This is a genomic window from Halobacteriovorax sp. HFRX-2_2 (assembly GCF_043196705.1).
Classification (GTDB): Bacteria; Bdellovibrionota; Bacteriovoracia; order Bacteriovoracales; family Bacteriovoracaceae; genus Halobacteriovorax_A.
In genome coordinates this window covers 426,295-450,009 of the sequence record NZ_JBEBMT010000003.1, presented here as the reverse complement: position 1 = coordinate 450,009, position 23,715 = coordinate 426,295, and the positions used below count along the sequence as shown (strand labels likewise).

General features: G+C 37.6%; 21 protein-coding genes. 9 read left to right on the top strand and 12 right to left on the bottom strand.

The annotated features are described in order from the left end of the window. Positions 1 to 321, bottom strand: a 321-nt coding sequence (locus ABMA79_RS12605) for a THUMP domain-containing protein (RefSeq protein ID WP_393093049.1), incomplete at its 3' end; no start/stop codon positions are given. Positions 322 to 375: 54 nt separating this feature from the next. Here ABMA79_RS12605 and ABMA79_RS12600 point away from each other — a divergent pair. The 6 genes from ABMA79_RS12600 (at position 376) to ABMA79_RS12575 (ending at position 6,511) form a co-directional block, all read left to right on the top strand. Beyond that, positions 376 to 1,080, top strand: coding sequence for an SAM-dependent methyltransferase (locus ABMA79_RS12600; protein WP_393093046.1), 705 nt, complete (start codon positions 376 to 378; stop codon positions 1,078 to 1,080). 104 nt (positions 1,081 to 1,184) lie between these two features. Continuing rightward, on the top strand, positions 1,185 to 2,222 hold the full coding sequence (locus ABMA79_RS12595) for an isopentenyl-diphosphate delta-isomerase (RefSeq protein ID WP_393055813.1): 1,038 nt from the start codon (positions 1,185 to 1,187) through the stop codon (positions 2,220 to 2,222). Continuing rightward, positions 2,219 to 3,499: a hydroxymethylglutaryl-CoA reductase, degradative gene (locus ABMA79_RS12590; protein ID WP_393055810.1), complete on the top strand. Its 1,281-nt coding sequence runs from the start codon at positions 2,219 to 2,221 to the stop codon at positions 3,497 to 3,499. Before ABMA79_RS12595 ends, ABMA79_RS12590 begins: the two co-directional genes overlap by 4 nt. 3 nt (positions 3,500 to 3,502) lie before the next feature. Beyond that, positions 3,503 to 4,534 carry a GYDIA family GHMP kinase gene (locus ABMA79_RS12585; protein ID WP_392860856.1) on the top strand — a complete coding sequence of 344 codons (1,032 nt, stop codon included), beginning with the start codon at positions 3,503 to 3,505 and terminating at the stop codon, positions 4,532 to 4,534. Then, the gene (gene mvaD, locus ABMA79_RS12580; RefSeq protein WP_393093044.1) at positions 4,524 to 5,609 is read left to right on the top strand and encodes a diphosphomevalonate decarboxylase; all 1,086 of its coding nucleotides are present in this window, start codon (positions 4,524 to 4,526) and stop codon (positions 5,607 to 5,609) included. Before ABMA79_RS12585 ends, mvaD begins: the two co-directional genes overlap by 11 nt. Further along, on the top strand, positions 5,609 to 6,511 hold the full coding sequence (locus ABMA79_RS12575; RefSeq protein ID WP_392860852.1) for a mevalonate kinase: 903 nt from the start codon (positions 5,609 to 5,611) through the stop codon (positions 6,509 to 6,511). Before mvaD ends, ABMA79_RS12575 begins: the two co-directional genes overlap by 1 nt. Positions 6,512 to 6,547: 36 nt before the next feature. Here the strand turns inward: ABMA79_RS12575 and ABMA79_RS12570 are convergent, their stop codons facing one another. The 4 genes from ABMA79_RS12570 to ABMA79_RS12555 form a co-directional block, all read right to left on the bottom strand. After that, a complete protein-coding gene (locus ABMA79_RS12570) occupies positions 6,548 to 6,937 on the bottom strand; it encodes a hypothetical protein (protein ID WP_392860850.1) in 390 nt (129 codons plus the stop codon). Between the two features lie 29 nt (positions 6,938 to 6,966). Next, positions 6,967 to 7,353, bottom strand: coding sequence for a hypothetical protein (locus tag ABMA79_RS12565; RefSeq protein WP_392860848.1), 387 nt, complete (start codon positions 7,351 to 7,353; stop codon positions 6,967 to 6,969). A 174-nt stretch (positions 7,354 to 7,527) separates the two neighbouring features. Continuing rightward, positions 7,528 to 8,343 (bottom strand): enoyl-CoA hydratase/isomerase family protein, encoded by an 816-nt coding sequence (locus ABMA79_RS12560; protein ID WP_392860846.1) that lies wholly within the window; start codon positions 8,341 to 8,343, stop codon positions 7,528 to 7,530. Between the two features lie 126 nt (positions 8,344 to 8,469). Further along, entirely contained in the window at positions 8,470 to 10,194 is a 1,725-nt protein-coding gene (locus tag ABMA79_RS12555) for a hypothetical protein (protein ID WP_393093042.1), read from the bottom strand. A 113-nt stretch (positions 10,195 to 10,307) separates the two neighbouring features. On the opposite strand from ABMA79_RS12555, the gene ABMA79_RS12550 reads away from it, so the two are divergent. Continuing rightward, entirely contained in the window at positions 10,308 to 12,230 is a 1,923-nt protein-coding gene (locus ABMA79_RS12550; RefSeq protein WP_392860842.1) for a hypothetical protein, read from the top strand. 30 nt (positions 12,231 to 12,260) lie between these two features. On the opposite strand, the gene trxB is transcribed toward ABMA79_RS12550, so the two are convergent. Together trxB and ABMA79_RS12540 are read right to left on the bottom strand one after the other, a co-directional pair. Next, positions 12,261 to 13,190 (bottom strand): thioredoxin-disulfide reductase, encoded by a 930-nt coding sequence (gene trxB, locus ABMA79_RS12545; RefSeq protein WP_392860840.1) that lies wholly within the window; start codon positions 13,188 to 13,190, stop codon positions 12,261 to 12,263. Positions 13,191 to 13,216: 26 nt separating this feature from the next. Further along, positions 13,217 to 13,402, bottom strand: a complete 186-nt coding sequence (locus ABMA79_RS12540; protein WP_392860838.1) for a hypothetical protein — start codon at positions 13,400 to 13,402, stop codon at positions 13,217 to 13,219. Between the two features lie 150 nt (positions 13,403 to 13,552). Between ABMA79_RS12540 and ABMA79_RS12535 the strand changes: the two genes are divergently transcribed. Both ABMA79_RS12535 and ABMA79_RS12530 read left to right on the top strand, forming a co-directional pair. Continuing rightward, positions 13,553 to 15,067, top strand: a complete 1,515-nt coding sequence (locus ABMA79_RS12535) for a hypothetical protein (RefSeq protein ID WP_393093039.1) — start codon at positions 13,553 to 13,555, stop codon at positions 15,065 to 15,067. A gap of 9 nt (positions 15,068 to 15,076) precedes the next feature. Next, on the top strand, positions 15,077 to 16,198 hold the full coding sequence (locus ABMA79_RS12530) for a hypothetical protein (RefSeq protein ID WP_393093036.1): 1,122 nt from the start codon (positions 15,077 to 15,079) through the stop codon (positions 16,196 to 16,198). A gap of 28 nt (positions 16,199 to 16,226) precedes the next feature. Here the strand turns inward: ABMA79_RS12530 and ABMA79_RS12525 are convergent, their stop codons facing one another. From ABMA79_RS12525 to ABMA79_RS12505, 5 genes are all read right to left on the bottom strand, one after another. Beyond that, entirely contained in the window at positions 16,227 to 17,540 is a 1,314-nt protein-coding gene (locus ABMA79_RS12525; protein ID WP_393055795.1) for a glycerol-3-phosphate dehydrogenase/oxidase, read from the bottom strand. A gap of 13 nt (positions 17,541 to 17,553) precedes the next feature. Next, positions 17,554 to 18,945, bottom strand: a complete 1,392-nt coding sequence (locus tag ABMA79_RS12520; protein ID WP_393093034.1) for a hypothetical protein — start codon at positions 18,943 to 18,945, stop codon at positions 17,554 to 17,556. Between the two features lie 5 nt (positions 18,946 to 18,950). Then, positions 18,951 to 21,515, bottom strand: coding sequence for a preprotein translocase subunit SecA (gene secA / locus ABMA79_RS12515; RefSeq protein WP_393093031.1), 2,565 nt, complete (start codon positions 21,513 to 21,515; stop codon positions 18,951 to 18,953). A gap of 15 nt (positions 21,516 to 21,530) precedes the next feature. Then, positions 21,531 to 22,655, bottom strand: a complete 1,125-nt coding sequence (locus ABMA79_RS12510) for a M23 family metallopeptidase (RefSeq protein WP_392860829.1) — start codon at positions 22,653 to 22,655, stop codon at positions 21,531 to 21,533. A gap of 123 nt (positions 22,656 to 22,778) precedes the next feature. After that, positions 22,779 to 23,528 carry a Stp1/IreP family PP2C-type Ser/Thr phosphatase gene (locus ABMA79_RS12505; protein ID WP_393055786.1) on the bottom strand — a complete coding sequence of 250 codons (750 nt, stop codon included), beginning with the start codon at positions 23,526 to 23,528 and terminating at the stop codon, positions 22,779 to 22,781. Between the last annotated feature and the right edge of the window lie 187 nt (positions 23,529 to 23,715).

Sequence of the window (23,715 nt, the reverse complement as noted above, 5' to 3'; positions counted from 1 at the left end):
GCTTACCTTAAATTCAAAGTCAGTCGTTGGGATATAATCATTCCAATTTATCTTTGATAGCTTTTTGTAAAGTTTAGGAAGATCTCTTGCTTTAAATTCTTCTACTCTTAGAAGTGCCCTTGTCGGGATCTTCAAATACTTTATCAGTGTTAGAAGAGAGAAAAGGTCTTGAGACTTAAGAAGTAGTCCCGCTTCATTATTGCACTCTATTGAATTAAAGAATTCGTAACGAATTAGCTCTTTTAGCTCTTCTTTGGCGAACTCCTCGAGACCAGGAGTTACAGAGAGAAATAATTCGTATGTTTTTGAAGTTTTTTGCATATTATTTGTATACACGATCTTGAGTTTATAACCAATTGGTCATATATAAATGATATGGCCAAACAAAGTAAATACGGAACTCTATATTTAATTGCAACTCCAATTGATGAGCAAAACCCTCTCGATACGACAGCTTTAAATTTATTAAAGTCTGCCATCGAAGAGCGAGAGCAAAGTCTCTTTCTTATTGAAGACTTGAAGCCTTGTCGTAGACGTTGGATACGTTTTGGACTTGATCGCGAAATCATTGAAGACTTTATTCTCTTTAATGAACACACTCAAGTTGAGATTGAAAATGAAATCATTGCAAAAATTCAAAGTGGTAAGAATGCTTATCTTATGAGTGATGGTGGGCTTCCGGCATTTTGTGATCCTGGCCAAAAACTCGTAAAAAGATGTCATGAGCTAGGGATTCGCGTGACTTGCACTCCCCATAGCAATTCAATTTCTCTTGCCGTTGCCCTGTCTGGTATCGACTGCGCTAATTTTACATTTGCTGGCTTTCCTCCGCGCAGGCCTGAAGAGCGTAAGGAGTTTTTAAAGAATTTGGCCAAGGTAAATATGCCAAAGGTTCTGATGGATACCCCGTATCGCCTAACGAGACTTCTTGAAGAGTCTGTGGAGGTCTTTGGTGATCGTCTCGCTTTTGTCGGCATGGAGCTTAATGGAGAGGACGAGGAACTTAAATACGGTAAGTTATCGAAATTGCTCAAAGAAGTTTCTGGATTAAAGAAAGAGTTCATTCTTATTATTAAGTAATTGTTTAAAGGCCTAGCAAATCAGATAGATTTTTCCAAAGCATAAATGGAATGTTGTTGCTTCGAATAAAATCTGCTAAATTGCCTAAATCATTAGGTATGTACATGAAAAGAGACAATTTAGAGGCCCAGGCAACGAGCGATCGTAAGCTTGAGCATATCAAATTAACGGATGCTGCACAGACGGCACAAATCTTAGCTGATAAGCGCTTTTACTATGAGCCACTTTTTAGTGGAAATAGAGAAGTGCCCGATCTCAGTCTTAACTTTGCTGGACATCAATTAGAATTACCAATTTGGGTTTCATCAATGACAGGTGGAACCGGTGTCGCTGCAAAGATAAATGAAAATCTTGCACGAGCATGTGGCGATTTTGGCATTGGGATGGGACTAGGTTCTTGTCGTAAACTTCTTTCCAAAGAAGGTCGTAGTCAGTACTTCAGCGACTTCGATATCTCAAAATATACAGCTAATGCGCCTTTTTATGCCAATCTTGGTGTGGCCCAGTTAGAGGAGCTCATCGAAGATGGTGAGCTTGATCGTGCCAAAGAAGTCGTTGACCTACTTGGTGCCAACGGCCTAATTATTCACATCAATCCAGCGCAAGAATGGTTTCAACCTGAAGGTGATATTATCAAGCGCTCTCCACTAGAGATTATAAAAATCTGTTTAGAAGAGTTTGATTTTCCAATTATCGTCAAGGAAGTTGGACAGGGAATGGGGCCGAAATCTTTGGCCGCTCTTATGCAGATGGATCTGGCCGCAATAGAATTTGCAGCCTTTGGTGGAACTAATTTTTCTAAACTTGAATATATTAGAAATTCCAATGACTTATCTATTCATGAACCTCTGTGTCATGTTGGCCATACTGCCCTAGAAATGGTAAATATGAGCAATCAGATTATCGATCAATTAGGAGAGCAGGTAAGGTGTAAGAACTTTATCATCTCAGGTGGTATTAAATCATATCTTGATGGTTTCTACCTGTGTAGGCTTTCGAAAGGAAATGCCATTTTTGGTATGGCCAGCGAGTTCCTAAAGACGGCAATGGTTGATTATGAAAGTGTTAGTCGACAGGTTACACAAATAAAAGCAGGTCTAGCATTTGCTAATTCATACCTTAGTGTAAGGAGTGAAAATTGAAATTGATTCAAGGTTTTTCAAAACTAACAAAAGAACAGAAAGTAGAATTTATCTCAAAGAATCTTGAGGCCGGTTCAAAAGAACAGATCCTCTCTTTCTGGCATCAGGATCAAAAATTACAAAATACATTTGATGAATTCTCTGAGAATACCATCTCAAACTTCTTCCTACCTTATGGTGTGGTTCCTAATTTTGTTTTAAATCAAAAAGTATATAACGTTCCAATGGTTATTGAAGAAAGCTCTGTTGTTGCGGCCCTGTCAAAGGCAGCAAAGTTTTGGAGCTCTCGTGGTGGCTTTAAGGCCGAAATCATTGGCAGTGAAAAAATTGGTCAAGTTCACTTTGTCTATGAAGGTGACAAGGCCCAACTTAAAGAATTCTTTGAAAATGGAAAAATTGATATTTTAAATTCTCTAACTCCATTAACTATCAATATGGATAAGAGAGGCGGTGGGATTCGTTCGATCGAGTTAGTTGATCTAACTGATAAAGAAGAAAACTACTACCAAATCAAGATGGCATTTGAAACTTGTGATGCGATGGGGGCCAACTTCATTAATTCTGTTTTAGAAGCTGTTGGGAAATATTTAGAAGAAAAACTAGGGGAGCACGTACAAGTGATTATGTGTATCCTTTCTAATTATACGCCTAATTGTAAGGCACGTGCATGGGTTGAGTGTTCAATTGAAGACTTGAATGAAAAGAGTCTTGGAATGGATGCAAAAACATTTGCACAAAAATTTGCTCGTGCAGTTCGCATTGCTCACATTGATCCTCATCGTGCAACAACTCACAATAAAGGTATCTTCAATGGTATTGATGGTGTTGTTATTGCAACAGGTAATGACTTTAGAGCAGTTGAGGCCTGTGGCCATACATATGCTGCAAGAGACGGACAGTATCGCTCTTTAACTAATTGTAAAGTTGAAGGTGATAAGTTCTTATTTGAAATTGAGATTCCACTAGCACTGGGAACTGTTGGTGGTTTAACAAAGCTGCATCCATTAGCGAAGATGTCTCTTGATATTTTAGAGCGTCCAAGTGCAAACGAGCTAATGATGATTACAGCAAGTGTGGGACTTGCTCAAAACTTTGCGGCCTTAAAGAGTTTAGTGACAAGTGGTATTCAAAAAGGACATATGAAAATGCACCTAATGAATATCTTGGGACAACTTGAAGCTAATAATGAAGAGAAAGAAAAAATTGCTGAATACTTTGCGGACAAGGTTGTTTCGTTCAGTGCAGTAAGAGAACAACTAGAGAGTTTAAGAAACTAAATTATGAACACAACACACACAAGCAACACAATTTTAAAATATTTGGAAGGAGAACAATTTCTTGAACTTCCAAAGAATGGCCAACTTTACTTTGGTCATGGGAAATTACTTCTATCTGGAGAGTATTTTGTTCTAGACGGTGCTCAGGCTCTTGGTCTACCAACGACTGTTGGACAATCTCTTCGCGTTCAATATTCAGCATCATTTGATCCAAAGCTATATTGGAAGTCATATGACCCAGCTGGAAAGCTATGGTTTGAAGTGATCTTTGAATTCTGGCACTTCAATATCTTAAATGACAATCCAACCAAAGAGATGATGGTTCTGCAGCAGATGCTTAGACAAGCTAGAAAGCAGAATAAGCACTTCTTAAGAGATGGAGTTGATGTACATGTTGTGACTCAACTTGGATTCCCTCTTGAGTGGGGCCTAGGTTCATCTTCAACTTTAATTCATAATATTGCTGACTGGGCGATGGTTTCACCATTTGAGTTAGCATTTAATACGCTTGGTGGTTCTGGATACGATATCGCTTGTGCGCAAAGTGATGATCCACTTATCTATCAAAAAAGTGGTGATGGGCCAAAGTGGTCGCCGGTTGAATTCAACCCATCATTTAAAAATAACTTATACTTTATTTACTTAGGTCATAAGAAAAACTCTCGTGATGCTATTGAGTACTATAATCAATTGCGTCCACATTCACCGGAAGTAATCAATACTATCAGTGAATTATCAAATCAGATTGCTTCTGCAAAAACGCAGGAGGAATTTAACTTCTTAATCCGTGCCCATGAAGAAATTATTGGTAAACAACTTAAGCTTAAGCCTATTAAGCAAGAGGCCTTTAGTGACTTTGATGGAGAAATTAAATCTCTTGGTGCATGGGGTGGTGACTTCATTCTTGCTTCAACAATGAATAATAGAAGGTACGTTTCTAATTACTTTGAGGAAAAAGGCCTAAAGGTCATCATTCCTTACCGTGATTTAATTGTCGATAATGAACCAAAAGTTGAAGCTAATAATGTCCACTAATTTCAAGTTAACGAATTATAAAATAGAAAAATTAAGTGAAGGCCGCTCTTTCAATGTAAAGAGCCCTTCTAATATTGCATTGATTAAGTACTGGGGAAAGTATGGAGAGCAGCTGCCTTCAAACCCTTCTCTAAGTGTCACACTTGATAATGCTCATACTTTGACAACTTATAAAGTTTCAAAATCTGATAAATTTGAATTAGATTTTAAATTTGAGTCAAAGAGTAATGAGAAGTTCCAGGCCCGTGTTGAAAAGTTTTTTAATCGAGCAGTTGAGTTCTTTCCATTTATCAATGAGTGTCGAATTGAAATGGATTCAATGAATTCATTTCCTCATTCGTCTGGAATTGCTTCTTCAGCAGCATCAATGTCAAATTTTGCCAGTGCACTTTGTGAGATTGAAAAAATAGTGACGCAAGAAGACCACGACGAAGAATATTACCTAAAGAAAGCTTCTTTTATGGCCCGCTTAGGCTCTGGAAGTGCTTCACGATCACTTTTCCCAAAAATGTCGATTTGGGGTAAGTCGGTTCAAGGAAGCTCTCAAGAGTATGCTGTTGGGCTTGATAGCTATGATAAGTCATTTGAAGGAATTTGTGATTCTATTGCAATTGTAAGTGCAAGTGAGAAGGCCGTAAGCTCTACAGCTGGCCATGCTCTTATGAATACGCATCCATTTGCAAAAACTCGTTTCTTAAATGCTTGCAACAATTTTAACTCACTTTGCTTTGCTCTAAGTAGTGGTGACTTTGATGCCTTTGCAGAGATTGTTGAGGCCGAGGCATTAGAACTTCACGGCCTAATGATGAATTCAAAACCATCATTTATTCTGATGGAACCAAATACATTAGCAATCATCGCTAAGATCAGAAACTTTAGAGCACAAACAGGCGCAAAGATCTGTTTTACTCTTGATGCTGGGCCAAATGTACATATTCTTTATCTACAAGAAGATGAAGCTAAAGTTCGTCAATTTATTGAAGATGAAGTTTCTGGCCTTTGTCATAATAACGTTGTTATCCATGATCACATGGGTAATGGTGTCGAAGTGGAATTTTTAAATCGAGATTCATAATGGAAAGTGTCGGAAGTTTTAGCGCAAAAATTCTTCTTTTTGGTGAGTACTCAATCATTCGCTCGTCAAAAGCATTAGCGATGCCTTACTCACTTTTTGACGGAAAGCTAAACTTTCCTGAAAAGCAAAACACAGGTGTTGATTCTGAGTTATCTGCATTTTCTCAATATTTAAAGAAGCAAAATGAGAAGGGAAATCTAAGCTTTAATTTTGATCACCAATCTTTTTCTTTTGATATCTCTAGTGGCATTAGATTTAAATCAACTATTCCTCAGGGTTATGGTGTTGGAAGTTCGGGGGCATTATGTGCGGCCGTCTTTGATCGTTATGCTCGTATTAGTGATGAACAAAAAAACGATATTGCCTTCTTAAAGGATTGTTTTAAAGAAATGGAATCACACTTTCACGGATCTTCATCTGGAGTTGATCCACTGATAAGTTACTTAAATGTTCCGCTTCTAATTGATAGTAAGAAACAGCTGACTGAAGTTGTTTTAAAAAATGAATCCAAAGGCCCAGGGCTATTTCTTTTAAATACAGGCCGTGCCAGAAGAACAGAGCCACTTGTAAACTTATTCATGGAAAAGTGTTCTTCTAAGGACTTTGCTTATCTTTGCGATCGCGTCTTAACGCCAATTTCTGATGAGTGTATAAAGTATTATATTAATGACGATCGTGAAAAGCTCTGGAAGAAGTTTAAAGAGTTATCTTCGTTTCAATTTGAACATTTCAACCCGATGATTCCTGCTCTTTATCGAGATCTATGGACAGAAGGTCTTGAATCGAATGATTTCTATTTGAAGCTTTGTGGTGCCGGTGGGGGAGGTTTTCTTCTAGGTCTGGCCCGTGATATTTCTAAGCTACCTTCACAATTAGCTAATTTTGAAATTAGACCAGTATAAATAAGGCCCACATTCACAAGTGGGCCTTTAAGTTTCTTATCTGATACCGTACATTTTTCTAATATCAGCAAGCTTGTGTGTTGGTGTTACTTTTCTTTTATCTTTACATATCTTCATTGTTTTCATGGCATAGACACCAGAAAATACTGATTGTTTTGTTATGTAGTTATATCTTATATCTGAGACAACTTCGTTATTATCGTTTACTTCAAATTCTTGAAAAACTTCAACCGCCATTGCCTTGGCACTATATTCAACATCTCCATTTGGCCATGGAAAGGCACTACATTGTCCGACAGATAGTGCATACTCATTCACACTCACTCGGCATTTGTAATTTTCGTCATGCTTACCTTTTTCACACCATGTGCTTGCAAGGATATTTGTTGTCGCTAAAATCGATAGTAGTAAAATAATATTTTTCATGTTCTTCTCCATTTTTTCTGTTTGAGTTCTTACTGTTGAATTCCGTAAAGATCTTTAACTTCTTCTAAGCTGTATGTTTCAAGCTCTCCCATGGCCTTGCGACAGTCCCAATAAGAATCCATTGCTTGTACACCTGTACCTGTTCCACTCGTTGTACTAAGAACAGTTCTTCTTTCAGTAAGAAGATTGTGATTGGCATCTTTTAGGTAAACTTCTTCAACAAATGCTACCCCTGCAAATGCATTATAAGATTCGATATACATATTATCGTTGTACCAACATCTTCCTTTTTTAAGTACGTGTTGTGCAATTAGATCTCTACATTCATAAATTTTAACGTGCCTAGAGATTTGCTTACAGTTAGCAAAAGAGCTTGTTACTGTAAGTAGTGATAGTGCAAAAATTAACTTTTTCATATTCTCTCCTCATTCAATCTTTTTGTTTTCTTGTTCGAGGAGGTTATAACACGAAAAAAGTGTATTGCACTGTTTTGTGTAAATATTTTATGGTGAGCTATGTTTTCGAGAGAAATTTATGTGAAATCAGTGATTTGGCCCACTCTCTTGGAGACGAGATGGGCCATTCTTAGGCTAGATGGCCTCTGCAACAGTAGGAGCTTGTTTTAAAACACGGGCAAAGTCGCGTGGATTAATGAAATCCTTTCCATTTGCATAGTTTTTAAAGTCACCAGTGGCCAATGTAGAGTTAGCAAAAGTGATTTCCTCTAAAAGGTCATCTTCCATTGCCTTAATAAGAGCGTTGTTAAATGATCTCTTTGTTTGAATTCTTGCAGTAGGTGACTGCTTAGAGATACGAGTTACAATATCTTCAAGTTCATTTTCGCTGTAAAGAATTTTTCCGACAAGGCCTGCGTTTATAAGGGCATCGGCACCTACGCTTTGAGAAGATAGTAGGTATTGCATAAGCTTTGCACTATTTGCTTTTTCGTTAGTAAGAGTATTCATACCTGCCATTGGTGTGATTCCCTTATCGAGTTGATTAAAAGTCACACTAAAAGAAGGAGCGCAGTAGCGGATATCTCCACCCATTGCTAATTCTAGACTAAATGGGCAAGCAGATTTTTGAAATGACCAAAGGATCGTCTGTGGTAATAGCAATTGTCCCCAGCTAAGTCTTGCTAGTTGTTGTAGAGTATTACCAAGGTTTACTTCATCGAAAAACCTAAGTTCTTCTTTTTTGAATAATTCAATATCATCACTAGCAAATTTAAAAACTACTGAATGAATTTCAATTTTATTAGTTAACCAGTCAAAGAAGTGTTCAAGTTCATTTAAGTACGTCGAAGTATTGAAAAACTGTTCATCGTTGGCGATAACAACGTTGCATGTACGAGTTTGTCTAGATAGTGAAATATTGAGTGTATTGTACTTAAAGAAATTACTCATTGATACCTTCCCTGGTCTTTTTAAAACTGCTATCCGATGCAGTTTCTAGTTACTAAATGTAAACTCTCAGATCGATCCGTGATCTGTTAATAAAATTATTTCAATTTTGCTTTGGGTCTGTCAAATCTAAGAAGCTTTTTTTCTCATTAAATTTTCCACAAAAATACTTTCAGTATTCTTATAAGAAATAGACTTATCACATGAATTTAAGGTGTTAAGGATGTATTCTTGTAGTTGAGTATTTTGGTCGCTACTTACTATTCTTCTGGAATCCCTTGTTCTAAGCCTTAGTTGAATTACCTGTTCGTTTGGCTCAGATTTTAATAAGGCCTTAACTATTATTGCGTGAAGGGTGCTATTGTTGAAGTCCCAGTTTGCGGCCTCTAGATCATTTATTGATTCTTGTGAAAGTTTTCTCACACTCATGCCGCGTTTAGTGCATTCATATTTAATATAGTGCTTAGCGATTTCAACAATCTCTGCTCGACGTAGTCGAAGTGGTGGAATATTGAGTTTTACTGTTGTGATGAGATTGTAGAGGTCTGTTAAAATAATGTCGTTCTTTTCAAGTGCCTTCAGATCATTGGTTGCAATTGTCACGATTCTAATTTTAAGCGACCTAATAATATTGTAGAAGGTTGCTTGTTCATCGTAGCTTAGCATCTCAAGGTTTTTTACGATTAAATCTTTTATTCCCTTATTTGTCAGCTCACTTATTTGTTCAAGTTTTTTATGATTAGCAATTTCATCGTCATTAAAGTCAATGACATTCTCTTCATTATCGCCACAAATATAACGTGCGTAGGCTCTCTTTCCAAGGCCTACTTCTCCGTGGATATAGAGATTTTCTCTAGTATTCTTAATTGTATTTAGAGTGTTAATGATCGATTGTCCGGTTTGTGATTTATCACTGAAAATGAAGTGATCTGGAAGTTTGTTTTCTACCTTTTCACTACTAATAGTATGCTTTTTACCTGCATAAAAATAAGAGATAAGGCTAGCGATAATCTTTATATTTTCAATCATCGTAAAATTAAACTTACCACCGGATACACTATTAGACATACAAATAATGCCAATGCTTTCTCCATTGTGATTAACAATAGGGGACATTAGGATATTTTTAATGTCGAGATCGACACCGGTTGCTTTTTTCTCATGAAAACTTTTGTTAATGATTACTTTATTAAAGTAGGCTTCTTTTAGAATGCTGTTAAAGCTATGATCCCTCGGTGTAACGTCACTATTGGTTCTTTCAATTTCGAATTCACCTGTTTTGGCATCAAAGAGAAAGATATGATAGTTTTCACAACGGAAAATGCTAGGAAGCTCATTTAAGATATCGATAATCTTACCACTATAGGTTTTTTGAATTAAGCTTTGAAAGAGTGAAAATAACTCAACCCCATCATCACGATTGATCTTTATTTTATTTTGGCAGATTTGAAAGAGCTTGTCTTTGAGCTTCGCCGTTCGATAGTGTGATAAGAAGTCTTTTAAAAAGTATTTTAAAACTGTTGTTTGTGAATTTGGTTCAATTGAAATTCCGTATATCGTCTTTGTCACATCCTCACAATAGATGAATGAGCGGATGATTATTCCAGTTAGCTCAAAGTCCCAGTTATTAAAAAGTCTTTTAGTTGCGATTTTGATTTTAACTTTCTCGCCAATTGAATATTTTTGCGAGCAAATGAAATTTAGGCCTGAGAGGTTTATTGAGTCAATGCGAACATTATTATGTTTGATATTTTCGCGATCTATTGTGATCACTTCAGCACTAACTTTATCTTCCTCGTGAATTGGGAAGCGATATGATTTGAAAAATTTGTAATTTTGAATATTAAACTTCAATTATTCCTCAATGATGGGTCCGATTTCAGATATCTTCTTATCGTCGATTTCTTTAGAATTTTTATATCTCTGAGAGTTAAAGTTAGTAATTTTACTAGACGATAAATATTCATATGAAGAAACTTAGAAATTATCGTATTAAACTAAAAGAGTCGGATAATATAGAGTGTATTCTCTATGAAATGATTGGAGACTCAACTTCAAATTCATTCAATGTGGCCGTCGACAATATATCAACAACAGGTATTGGTGTTCTCATCGGAGAGTATGTTGATAGTCAAATTTTTAAGATTGAAATTAAGTTTAAAAAAATACGATTATTCCAAACCGTTAAGCTAAGACGATATCGTCCAAATTTTAATAATGTTGGTGATAACTACCTAGGCCTTGAGTTTATTGACTACGAGGTTGAAAGCATTATGAACCTTATGACAGAACTTGTTTCTTCAATGGGCAAGAGACGTCTTCGAAACCTTATGTATGATATGGTTTTAAATGAAGCAGTTGCCGGAAATTATGATTCTGATAATACATTCGATAAAGATATCGATGATAATGTTTCTGTTTCAATGATTCTTGATTTATTTCACATTTTTAAGAACTATCGTAATAAAGTTGAATTGATAAAATTATTCATTATTGAAGTCCAAAGAATTGTTAAGGCACGAGATGCTAGGGCTTTTATTGTAGGACATGATGAACACACTTTCAGTGAGTTTGATTTTCACACGAATCAGCTAAAAGAAATTGAGTATCCTATCGTTGGAATACTTGAGGAGTTGTATAACAATCCTCGTGGTATTAAATCAAAATTCTCTCAATCTCTATCAAGTGATGAATTCTTTAATATGTACGAGGTTGTTAATAATACAACGATCTCAACATATATGATGTGTCCGATTTTCGATCATAATGAAAATATCTTTGGGATTTTAAATTTTTCAAATAAAGAAAAGAACGAACTCTTTACTGATAACGATTTAAAACAGGCAATGTTCCTAGCTCGAGTTATTGGCCTTCTCTACTTTTACAAGAGTGATGAGATTGAAGAGTATGAAGAATATAATAGTGGTGATTATGGGGACGATTACGAAAATGAAGTTGCTTTAAATACTTCAATGGGAATAAGTGTTTTTGCCAAAGGTGCCCAATCGTTCTTAGATCAATATAGCGCACCTAATGAAAAGGGCCCTGTCTATATTTACGGCGGCGAGGGAAGTGGTAAGTTCTATCTTTGTGAAAAAATTGCTCGCCAGTCTAATACTGCCAATACTCATATCGAAGTTGTTAATTGCTATGCCAAGATGACAAAGAAGGATATTGATGAGGTTGTTGATAAGATTAGAGATCGTGTTATTAATGGCCATGTAATCTTTAAGGGCCTTGATAAACTTTCACCTACGGTGGCCAACTATATTATCGAGACTGTTGATCAGAGAGAATCGTTTAGAATTCTATTTACTGGTACTGTTTATTTGAATGAGTTAATGATTCCAAGCTTTAAAACCATCTCACTTGTTGAGAGAAAGGAAGATATTCTCTTCTTTGCAAATTACTTTATCTCACAATATAGCCTTAAAAATCATACCACCAAAAAACGTCTTTCTCATCGTGTTCAAAAAATGCTTCTCGATTATGACTGGCCTGGAAATATTTCTGAACTCAAGGCCTGTATTGCAAGACTCATGATCTTTAATAAAGGCAGTGGAAATTTGACGATTAGAACGAGTGAGATCACTCCTTTATTTGAAAAGGACATACAGCCACAAATATCAATTGAGGCCAATGATTTAAAAATTAATGCCTTTGATGAACATGACCTAAATGAACAGGAGTGTGCAGACCTCTATCTTTATTTCTTCGTGGCCAAGCAATTAAAAGAAGGTGCCGTAGGGCTTAAGTCTGTGGCAAAAGGCTCCTTAATCGACTACGAAGATATGGTTGGCCGCCTTAAAAATGGTAGTAAGGTTGTAAAGCGCTTATTTAATGAAACTGTTGAAAGAGTTGAGTTGTATATTTCAGATAATGTGGCCTAGATTTTCTCTAGGCCACGATATGAATTTAAATTATTCGTTTTCTTCTAAGAATCTTTCTGCTCTGATTGCTGCCTGACATCCAGAACCTGCCGCAGAAATTGCCTGACGGTAGTAAGAGTCTTGAACATCACCACAAGCAAAAATACCAGCAACACTTGTATCAGGGTGTCTTCCTTCAGTGATGATAAAACCGTGATCATCTAGATCAACTTTACCTTTTAAGAAGTCTGTATTTGGCTTATGTCCGATACCCATAAATAGGCCATCAGTTTTTCTCTCAGTAACTTCACCAGTTTTTAAGTTTTCAACCTTAATTGAAGTTACACCTGTTGCATCTGCGATGATTTCTGTAACAGCGCTATCCCATACGAATTCAATCTTTTCGTTATTAAAAGCACGCTCTTGCATTGGCTTAGATGCACGAAGCTCATCTCTTCTATGGACAACATATACTTTAGAAGCAAATTTTGTAAGGAAAGTTGCTTCTTCCATTGCAGTATCCCCACCACCAACAACGTGAACAACACGGTCGCGGTAGAAGAATCCATCACAAGTTGCACAAGCACTAACACCTTTACCAATTAATTCTTTTTCATTTGGAAGGCCAAGATACTTGGCCGATGCACCAGTTGCAAGAATAACAGCATCTGCAGTGTAAGTTTTATCTTCATCTACTGTAAGAGTAAAAGGTCTCTTTGACGTATCAAGCCCAGTGACAAAACCACTCAGGTATTGTGTACCAAATCTCTGAGTTTGTTTTTTCATATTGGCCATAAGCTCTGGCCCCATGATTCCTTCTGGGAATCCTGGAAAGTTATCAACATCAGTCGTCGTCGTTAATTGCCCACCTGGCTCATGCCCTTCAATAACAAGAGGCTCAAGGTTTGCACGTGATGCATATAGGGCCGCTGTATAACCAGCAGGACCTGATCCAATAATAATGACTTTGTGGTGTGCCATTCAAAAACTCCGTTTTTTTCTAAATTTTATTCAATTCCTAATTCTTTCTTAATTTCCTCAGGACGATCATCTTCCTCAGGGTTCATGTCGTAGTATGCGTTGACGCTTACTAGATCATCAGGATTAGCTGCTTTCTTAGTTGTTTTGTAAACTTCGCCAGTCATTTGGCATTCGTATCGAAAAATCTGAATATTCTTCTTTCTTTTGGCCATATTTTCCTCCGTTCACTCGTGGTGCACCGTGGCATAATTTTGTAAAAATATACATACCTTACCATATTGTTTCAAATACTTCCATTCGTTATAATTAAATATATGGATAAATATAAACAATTCGTAATGATACTTTTGCTAAATTTATTGATGGCAAATACTTATGCAATGATGCAAGCAAAAGTTGTGGCCCTTTCCCAGTCTGGACGCACAATTAAGCTGTCTGTCGGAAAGCTTACAGGACTAAAAACTGGTGATGTGGCAGACGTATCAATACGTATTGGCGACTATCAAAAACCAAAATACCTCTACCTTGGAAGTATTGAGCTTCTAAAGGTTTCAGATCGAGAATCTTATTGGTATTTCAAGGATATTTCTGGAGATAAGCTAAACCGTGCTAATTTCGCTCCGGATGCAACTATTGCGCTACAAATTCGATCTCAAACCGCAAGTGGCCGTTATAAGAAAAAACCTGTCTACGAAATTAAGGCCTATGAGTCAAAGAAAACAAAATTTAATAATCAACACGCCATCGATGGTGAAGTTCCGACAGATCTTGTGCAAGATAAAGAGACTCCAAGTGATAAGAATTATGACTCAAGAATTGATGAGTCGACAATTTATAAGGTCACAAAGAAAACTCAGTTAAGAGATGGTGACGAGATTATCGTTAGAGATGGTAGACTTCGTTATAAGTATGTCGATTCTCAGCTAGAGCCTGTTGATACAGCAAAACTTACGGCCGAAGAATTTGATGCTCAAATGGCGCGCCAAAATCAAGATCAATTAAGTAAGATCTCTGCGGCCCAAGATGGCTACAAAGAAATGCTCTATAGTGGGCGACCTGACTTAACTGGTGCTAATTCAAATCTCTCAATTCCAAATGCGATGGAAGAAAGCCTTGCAAGAGAAAGGGCCAAGAATCGTGTGACAAAATCGGCAAAGGCAGTTCTCGATAAAGAAGGGCCACTATGGTCTGCTGATATGGATAGTGAGCAACTTAGTCGCTACTTAAAGTCATCTGGTATTGCTCGTGAAAAATTTAGAAGAGAAAATGTTCTTTCAATCGAAAGTGGTAATGAAGTTCAGTTAAGCTTTATTTCAAACCTTATGCCAAATTATACGGATAGTGACAGTAACCACCAAAACCTTGGTTATGGCCTTGCCGCTTCTTATGAATTTCATCTTATTAGAGCACATGATTCTCTCAAGAAGTGGAGTGTTGACTTTGGTCTCGACGTTTCAAACCTAAATGTTGATCTTGGTGGTATCAATGGCCGTATGACTTATATGAATTTTGGCGCACATGTTAATTACTACTTCTACAATGCTCCTTACGTGCGAAATAAACTTCTTGCTTTTGTAGGCCTTGGAATGAAGCGTGGAACAGGTGAGACGACCTCTGCCTCTTTTGCTAATTACAGCTATGACTATGAATCAGTCGCTCTTCCTTCAATTACTCTTGGAATTAAAACAAGAATTTCTACATTTAGAGATTATGAAAAAGGAAATATGTTTGGCTATGGTATAGGGGCCAAGTTAAACTATGAACTACTAAGTTTGTCTCCTATAAGCGAAGTTAATGCAACGGACGCTAATAATTTTGCACTTAACCAAACAGTTAATAATTTAAAATTTATCGCTAGTTTAAGTATATTTTTTTAAGGATATGATATGACAGGACGTTTACTAAAAATTCTAACCTTCTCACTAATTACACTATTGAGCTCTAGTACACTGGCTCTGGATATTGATGAGAAGTTAACTTTCAGAATTCTTCAGACTTCAACATCGAAGAAAACGATTCTTATGAATCGAGGCCTTGAAGATGGCCTCGTTATCGGGGATCATGCAAAGTTCTTTATTACGACAGGTGTTTTTGCTAGAGCTGTCTGTATTAAGGCCACTCCTTCACGTTCTGTATGGAGTATTTATCGAATTGTAAAACCTAATGAAATCCAACGTGATAAGGTTGCAAACTTAAAGATTTCTTCTCCTGTGAAACTGACAGATGATCGATCGAAGTCTCTACAGGCAACGTATCCAGGTGGAAAGCAGATGGGGGAGCCTGTTGATGTTAACCGTTCTGCCCCACAACAAAGAAGTTCATATACTCAATCTACTGCTTCAAATAGCTATGAGGAACAGAGTGAGCTTGAGGCCATTAAAACGACATCATTTTCAAGTAATCAAACAATGTCTAAACCGACGCCAAGTAAGATTCTGGATAAGAATATGGCCTTTAATGTTTCAGCAGGCTTTAATATGCTTAGCGGAACATATGAAAATGTTGGTGTAAGCACTGATGCTGAACTTAGCTCACTTGGTTTTGCTGGAGAGTTTGAGTTATTCTTTCCGAAGTCTCAAAGTTTTCTACAAAAATTTTCACTTAAAGCAAGTGTTGGTTACTATTCTGGAAGTAATGGCATCTCTGACTCAACTTCATCTTCAATTGATTTAGGTGGGGCCGTCAATTTCCATATTTTCAATCCTCTTGCAACAAACCGCTTTATTCCTTACGTTGAAGTTGGTTTTGGTCTATCGATGACTTCACTTAATGAAATCCCACAGAGTGCTGGTTCTTCAACAACTGAAAGCCTTTCTGGTTCAGGGACATATATGAATTTTGGTGGTGGGATCAAGTACACACTTGATTCAGGATTTGGTTTCTATGCAAAAGGTGACTACTTTAGCAGCTCATCAACTTTCAGTATAGAAACTGGTGGATCGACAGTTGAGAACACGATCTCTCTAAGTGGTTTTAGAGCAATTGCTGGAGCCTACTTACGCTTCTAGTTTCTCTTAACAGACGCGACTTAATACTCTAGTGGCGTCTGTTAAAATCTTCTTCACAACGAACAAATTCGTATTTTCTAACTTCAACTTCCTGCTCAGGTGTGAAGCCTTTTTGCTTAAAAGGATTGTAGCGCATCTTAAAGCGAAACTCTGCAAGGGTCTTATCTTGAATATATGGTTTCTTATGTTTGTGAACGATTGCTCTTGCTACATCTTGGGCCATTGTTCTAAATGTCGTATATTTTCCACCAATGAGAACGTGACAGTTTTTCAATGGTTGAAAGTATTTGTGGACTCGCGCAGTCTTTCCTAGAGCGGCCGTGGAATCATCTTTTACCAGTGGACGAATTCCTGCAAAGCTTGAGAGTATATCACTTTCTTCAATCTTGGCCTTTGGGAAATATTGATTTAAGTTGGCGAGTAAGTAAGTGATCTCTTCTTGAGTTGGTTTTAGATCAAAATAATCTTCTTCTACTTTTGCTTCTGTTGTACCAACTAGAATTTTATCGGCCTGTGGAATGACAAAAATAACTCGGCCATCATTTGGTGTTAAAAGAATTGCACTCTTTATTTTTAAGCGCTCTTTTGAGATCCAAATATGACTACCACGTGATGGTAGTAGTTGTGGATGCCAGTGGATTTGCTTCGATTTTGCGAGGATTTTGTCTGTAAAAGGTCCTGTCGCAAAGATCATGTCATTGCAGTAGACTTCCTTTGTTGTCCCTTCAATTTCATCATTTAGAACAACTCTGATTGTTCCATCTGCTAGAAATTCATAATCAACTAAGGCCACATGATTTAGAGCATGACACTTAGGATTGAAGGCCCCATCTCTTAGGACTTCAATCGTTAATCGCCCATCGTGTACAACAGCATCATGATAAACGCCGCTTCCTTTTAAATCGTCTTCTTTTAAATCCGCATTTGTTTCAAGAGTTTCAATTTTACTCTTCATCTCATACGGAGAGTTTTGAAAACTTGAAAGAAGATCATATAAGAAAAGGCCAATTCTAATCATCCACTTTGGACGAATTGAATCAGAATAGATCGGTAGATAGAACTTTTCTTCAAAGCAAAGGTGAGGAGCAAGTTTTAGCCACAGGTTCTTCTCATGTAAGGCCTCCCATACTAGGGGAAAGTCAAAATTTTCAAGATAGCGGATTCCACCGTGAAGCATTTTAGAGCTCTTAGAACTCGTTTGAGAGGCAAAGTCCTTCTTGTCGACAAGAAGAGTATCGACATCATGTAGGCTTAGGTCTCGGAAAACTCCGGCCCCTACAATGCCGCCTCCAATAATGATGGTGCTGTAAAAATCTTTTGTATCGCTTAAATTGCTAATCATAATTGTCTATTTTCTATGCCTTGTTTTCTTCTAAAACGACATAGTCCCCGTGGGCCATGATAATAATATCATTAGACGCTGAGTCTTTATTGTGATGATTTACTGTAAAATGGATCGAAATAATTGCATTGGCACCCTTTTTAAAGGCGCTTTCTTTGAATTGGTCACTGAAGTATTCGATGAGGTTAATTGATTTAATATCATTAAACTCGTTACCATCAATGACTTCATTTATCTGCATTGGCCCTAAGCTATGTGTGATAAGGTATCCTGGGACGAAGTGAGAAGAGCTAAGAAGAACATCTTCTTGGTTAAAGTCTTCATCATTTCTGACAAAACGCTTTGTTTTATTTTGGTTGACTGAGCGAGGCCCTGTTAGCCCTCTCTGATCATTGTGGTCATAATTAGGGCTAGCATGGATTTCATGGGCCAGTCCAAGCTTGATCACACGGCAATAGCGACGTAATTTTCCTGCTAAGTAAATGGCACTGAACTCGCCAATTTGTGCAATCAGAAGCTGTCCACTTTCTAGGCCTGTGCGATAAAGATCTTCGTTATCACCTAAGAGTCCATGTTCATTTAAAATGGCAAGAATACTCTCATCATATTCACCAGGAATAATTCCTTGCATAAGGATGGAAAAAGGTGGATTTCCACCAATTGCAACCTTACCGTATGTTGAGTTGGCCGCAAAGTCTCTTACTTCAGCAAAGTCTTGGGCCATTTTAACTTCAGGTGTTACGGTTTCAGGTGTGGCCGTAAGGGGAGTTTCTACTTGCTCATAGGCTTGTGCTTCTGGTGTAGAGAGCTCTTCTTGCTGAGGAAGTTCTTCTTCAAGGATGTTATTGTCTTCTTCAGTTTCAGATTCAGTTTCAGTTTCTTCTTCGAAAGGAGATAGTTCGATTTCAGCTTCTTCAGCTCCTTCGCTTTCTTGGTCCTCTATTTGGTCATCTTCTGCATATTCGACATTTTCGTCTTGATTGTTGTCGAAGTCGTCATTTTGGAAGTCGTCTTCAAAGTTATTTTCGAAGTTGCTTTCAAAGTCTTCGTTGAAGTCTGTTTGGTCGTCTTCTTGTCCAACTTCCTGATCGTCTTCATGATCGACATCGTCGTCGAAGCCTGACTCATCAAAGGCGTATTCGGCCTCGTCATATGAGTCGTCCTCATTATTGTCATTGTAAAATTCTTCTTCTGACTCATAAGTGTCGTCATCCGAATTTTCATCTGAATTATTTGAATATTCAAATGGCGCTAACTCGATTTCAGCTTCGTCTTCTTCATTAGAGTCCTCACTGGACTCATCAAGATCAGAAAGAAGCTTGTCGAGCTCATCATCACCTTGATGAAGAAACTCAGACAAGTCCTCAATACGTGTTAAATCGTTTTTGTTATCGCCATCTGACATATTAATTATGATCCGTGACAGTGTTTAAATTTCTTTCCAGAACCACATGGGCAGGCGTCGTTGCGTCCTACCTTAACTTGTCCGCGTGAACGAGGAGCCTGCGCTTGTGCTGGTTCATCACGTCCTTCTTCTTCAGCAATTCTTTTTGCTTTTAGAATTTCTAGTTGCTTTTGTAGTTCTTCTTCCTGTTGACGTCTTAGCTCTTCAATCTCTTCTTGAGTATATAGACGTACAGTAAACATATTGCGAACAACACTTGCTTTTACATCAACACGCATTTGTTCGAATAGGTTGAAAGCTTCTCTCTTATATTCAGTAAGAGGATCTTTTTGTGCGTAGGCCTTAAGATTGATCCCTTCTTTTAGGTGATCCATATTTCTTAAGTGATCTTTCCAGTGTTGGTCAAAAGTTGAAAGTAGAATTTCTCTTAGAGCAAGAGTCACTTGTCTTTCGTCATAACCAGCAAGCTTTGTTTCAAGAATTTCTTTTGCTCTTTCTTCAAAGTACTTGCTTACATTACCTTCGAACTTGTCAGAACATTCAACCGCACTAACTTCGTATTCTGTATTAAAAGTGGCACAGAATCCTGATTTCATCTCTTCCCAAGGAAGGTCCTCAAGAGGAACTTTCTTTTGTGGACGATATGTTTCATGAAGGTTGTCAGCAACATCTTCTGTCATCTCTTTAACGAATCCAAGGTTGTCTTCATCTGAAAGAATATCACGACGGATACGGTAGATAACTCGACGTTGTTCATTCATAACATTATCAAAGTCAAGAAGGTGCTTTCTGATTTCAAAGTTGTGCGTTTCAACTTTCTTTTGAGCTTTAGCGATGGCATTAGTAATCATCTTGTGCTCAATCGGCTCATCTTCTTCCATGCCAAGAGTGTTCATCACTTTCGCGATACGATCACTTCCGAAAATTCTCATTAAATCATCTTCTAGAGAAAGGAAGAATTTTGAGCGACCAGGGTCTCCTTGACGTCCTGAACGACCACGAAGCTGGTTGTCAATACGACGAGACTCGTGTCTTTCAGTACAAAGGATATATAAACCACCTAGGGCCTTTACTTCATCATTGATTTTAATGTCGGTACCACGACCGGCCATATTTGTTGCAATTGTGACAGATCCCTTTCGGCCAGCATTTTCAATGATACCGGCTTCCTTACCGTGTTGCTTGGCATTTAGAACATTGTGTTCAATTCCTGCCTTTTCTAGCTCTTGCGAAAGTAGGTTAGAAGAGTCAACTGTAATTGTCCCAACTAGAACCGGTTGGCCTTTTTCGTTTAGTTCTCTTAGAAGCTTAATAATTGCTCTATATTTTGCTTGCTTGTTCTTATAGATAACGTCCGCTTCATCAACACGAGCAATTGGAAGATTTGTAGGAATAACAATTACGTCAAGATCATAGATCTTCTTAAATTCTTCCGCTTCTGTATCTGCTGTACCTGTCATACCTGCTAGGTTTGAGTACATTTTAAAGTAGTTCTGGAATGTAATCGAGGCAAGAGTTTGGTTTTCTTGCTTAATCTCAACACCTTCTTTTGCTTCGATAGCTTGGTGAAGACCGTCTGACCAACGAGAACCCGTTTTTAGACGTCCTGTAAACTCATCAACGATGATAACTTCACCATCTTTAATGATGTAGTTAGCGTCTCTTTTAAATAGGTGATGAGCACGAAGTGCTTGGTTTAAGTGGTGAAGTAGAGCAGAGTTTTCGATATCATAAAGATTATCAACTTTCATCAGCTCTTGAACTTTTAAAATCCCTTCTTCCGTAAAAACAGCTGACATTGATTTTTCATCAATTGTGAAATGCTTTTCAACAGTAAGTTGTGGGATAACTTTATTTGCAACTCCGTAAAGAGTTGAGTCACCTTCACTTGGACCTGAAATTAGTAGGGGAGTTCTGGCCTCATCAATTAGAATCGAGTCAACCTCATCCACGATACAATAGTGAAAATCTCTTTGAACATATTCTTCTAAAGAGAATTTCATATTATCTCTTAGGTAGTCGAAAGCAAATTCGTTATTTGTACCGTATGTGATATCTGAAGCATATGCCGTCTGGCGATCTTCATCTTCCATATCTGCAATAATACAACCAGTCGTTAGACCTAACCAATTATAAAGAACACCCATCTCCTGAGCATCACGACTTGCTAGGTAGTCGTTAACTGTTACAAGGTGGGCACCTTTTCCTTCAAGAGCTTTTAGGTAAAGAGGCAGAGTTGCAGTAAGAGTCTTACCTTCCCCTGTCTTCATCTCCGCAATAATTCCTTTGTAAAGAACAAGACCACCGATGATCTGTACATCATACGGACGCATACCAAGGACACGCTTAGCAGCTTCTCTTACTGTTGCAAATGCTTCAGGAAGAATTTGGTCTAGAGTCGCTCCTTCACTTAGGCGTTGCTTAAACTTAGTCGTCTGTGCCTTAAGCTCGTCATCACTAAGTTTTTCCATTTGTGCTTCAAGAGAATTAATTTCATTAACGATTGGCATGAGCTTCTTGATATCGCGATCGTGTTTCGTGCCAAAAAAAGACTTAAGCGGATTAAACATTTAAATTTCTCCTAATTAATCCAGTACATAATAAAGTGGGTCCACCGGTGTTCCATTAATGCGAATTTCGTAGTGCAAATGGGGGCCTGTGGATAAACCGGAGTTACCAACTTTTGCAATTGGTTGCCCCCGTTTGACACTTTGGCCTTTTACAACGATGTTTTCTGAATTATGTCCGTAAACTGTAGTTATACCGTATCCATGATCTATTTCAACGTGGTTTCCAAAACCGTAATTTTTCTTTGATACTTTAACGATCCCATCTGCTGGAGCTAGGATGATTGTTCCAATTGGTGCACCAACATCGAGGCCTTCGTGCATTTTTACTCGTTTTGAGTAGTGACTCATACGAGGCCCATAGTACGAAGTAATCCAGCCACGGGCCGGAAGAAGTGTCGGTGTTGATCTTAAGAAAGACTCGCGATCGAGTAAGAATTGATCGAGCTCATTTACACGAATCTCTAAATCACCTGAAATCTTGCGTAGGATTGAATATCGATAATCAAAAAACGCAAAGTTTTCAGCTAACTTAAAACTTTGTTTAATTAAGCTACTCCATTCTTTTGTGAAGCTATAACCAGAAGTTAACCCAAAGTTTGTTGCGATCTTTCTTTCGTAAAGATCATTAATGTCGCTAAACTCCTCAACATTCTTAAGGTCAATTAGCTCCGACTTAACTTTATTCATTAACTCCTGGTCTCGTTGGGGGATGAGAACAGATTGCGGGTTGCGCGAAGGATTTGAAGGGGCCGTGTGATTATGGCCATGATCGCCTTCTTGTGCCTCGTGCTCATCAGAGTTTTGCATTACTGGCTTTGTTAGATCAAAGTCCTTAAAACCAGAGATCACTCTTAATTTACTTTCAATTTTTTGAATACGTTCAATATCATCAGTTAAGGTATTGAGTTTCATATTAAAGAGTTGGATTTGCTCTTTAAGCTGACGGTTCTCAATGCTTAGGTGACGGTTTTCGTAAACTTGTTTAAGAATTTTAATATAGTCAAAAGTAAGAATACCAATAACTGCTACAATGATAACGATGAAAAATAGAACTGAGTTAAAGATCACTCGTGGAATGCGAAATGACTTAACTCCCTTCTCCTTTTCAGGAATTACCATAATTGTGTAAAAACGACTCAAAATTACTTCCTTGAATTTTCAATAATTTCTGATGTTTATTGTAGGTTTCTTGATAACAGTTTGCAAGACATTAATCCATGACACATCGAGACGAAATAATCGTCCTGATTAAGCTGGTTAAGATTAATTAACTACAGCTAAGATTACAGATATATTGTCCTGTCCACCGTGTTCATTGGCCTGCCTCACAAGTGTTTGTGCGCAGTCATGAATGAGCTGATGACTTAGTTCGTCGTTCTTTTTTATCATATCGCTAATGATAAAGAGGATATCTTCGTCACTTAGTTTTCCATGAAGCCCGTCTGAACAAAGAAGAAAAATATCTCCCTTATTCGGTTTGTAATCATAAAGATCGACTTCAATTCCTGATTCAAACCCGACCGTTCGAGACAGGTAATTCTTATTTGGATCATTAGCAGCTTGTTCACGAGTATAGATTCCAAAATTGATTTTTTCTTGGATGACAGAGTGGTCTTTTGTTAATTGAAAGATCTGTCCTTGAGTGATGACATAGGCACGTGAATCACCAACATTTGCAATACTTGCTTTATCTTCGCCAAAGAGAATTCCAACAACAGTTGTTCCCATTCCTTTTAAAGATGGTTCTTCATCAGCGTAATTTTTAATTTTTTCGTTAGCAAAGTGAACAGAGTCTTTGAGGACAGAAGAAGTATCAGTGTTTGATGCTTTGAGCTCTTTCACTTTCTCTGCAACATATTTGATGGCCATTGTTGAGGCCAGTTCACCGCCAGAGTGTCCACCCATGCCATCTGCCACGACATAGAGTTTACTTGAATTCCCAACGTAAATTGAATCCTGGTTGGTCTCTCTCTTGCGTCCAATATCTGATACGCCGGCACAAATAATATCCATATTCACCCTTGTAATCCCTCAACAATGCTAAATCTGTAATTCCTATATTTTCAATTGGATACAGATTTTAGTCAAATGCTTTTGTTGGGCATTCATTTTGCCAAATATTTGCCTAGTAATTTTAGTGAGTACCTGATTATTTTACGGTGTCAAAAAGTCACTACATATTTTTTTTATAGTTACCTTT

Coding starts and splice junctions, on each gene's coding strand:
- mvaD (WP_393093044.1), top strand. CDS start 4,524: ATGTCCACTAATTTCAAGTTAACGAATTATAAAATAGAAAAATTAAGT.
- ABMA79_RS12600 (WP_393093046.1), top strand. CDS start 376: ATGGCCAAACAAAGTAAATACGGAACTCTATATTTAATTGCAACTCCA.
- ABMA79_RS12585 (WP_392860856.1), top strand. CDS start 3,503: ATGAACACAACACACACAAGCAACACAATTTTAAAATATTTGGAAGGA.
- ABMA79_RS12565 (WP_392860848.1), bottom strand. CDS start 7,353: ATGAAAAAGTTAATTTTTGCACTATCACTACTTACAGTAACAAGCTCT.
- ABMA79_RS12560 (WP_392860846.1), bottom strand. CDS start 8,343: ATGAGTAATTTCTTTAAGTACAATACACTCAATATTTCACTATCTAGA.
- ABMA79_RS12535 (WP_393093039.1), top strand. CDS start 13,553: ATGGCAAATACTTATGCAATGATGCAAGCAAAAGTTGTGGCCCTTTCC.
- ABMA79_RS12550 (WP_392860842.1), top strand. CDS start 10,308: ATGAAGAAACTTAGAAATTATCGTATTAAACTAAAAGAGTCGGATAAT.
- trxB (WP_392860840.1), bottom strand. CDS start 13,190: ATGGCACACCACAAAGTCATTATTATTGGATCAGGTCCTGCTGGTTAT.
- ABMA79_RS12530 (WP_393093036.1), top strand. CDS start 15,077: ATGACAGGACGTTTACTAAAAATTCTAACCTTCTCACTAATTACACTA.
- ABMA79_RS12540 (WP_392860838.1), bottom strand. CDS start 13,402: ATGGCCAAAAGAAAGAAGAATATTCAGATTTTTCGATACGAATGCCAA.
- ABMA79_RS12570 (WP_392860850.1), bottom strand. CDS start 6,937: ATGAAAAATATTATTTTACTACTATCGATTTTAGCGACAACAAATATC.
- ABMA79_RS12575 (WP_392860852.1), top strand. CDS start 5,609: ATGGAAAGTGTCGGAAGTTTTAGCGCAAAAATTCTTCTTTTTGGTGAG.
- ABMA79_RS12525 (WP_393055795.1), bottom strand. CDS start 17,540: ATGATTAGCAATTTAAGCGATACAAAAGATTTTTACAGCACCATCATT.
- secA (WP_393093031.1), bottom strand. CDS start 21,515: ATGTTTAATCCGCTTAAGTCTTTTTTTGGCACGAAACACGATCGCGAT.
- ABMA79_RS12520 (WP_393093034.1), bottom strand. CDS start 18,945: ATGTCAGATGGCGATAACAAAAACGATTTAACACGTATTGAGGACTTG.
- ABMA79_RS12505 (WP_393055786.1), bottom strand. CDS start 23,528: ATGGATATTATTTGTGCCGGCGTATCAGATATTGGACGCAAGAGAGAG.
- ABMA79_RS12595 (WP_393055813.1), top strand. CDS start 1,185: ATGAAAAGAGACAATTTAGAGGCCCAGGCAACGAGCGATCGTAAGCTT.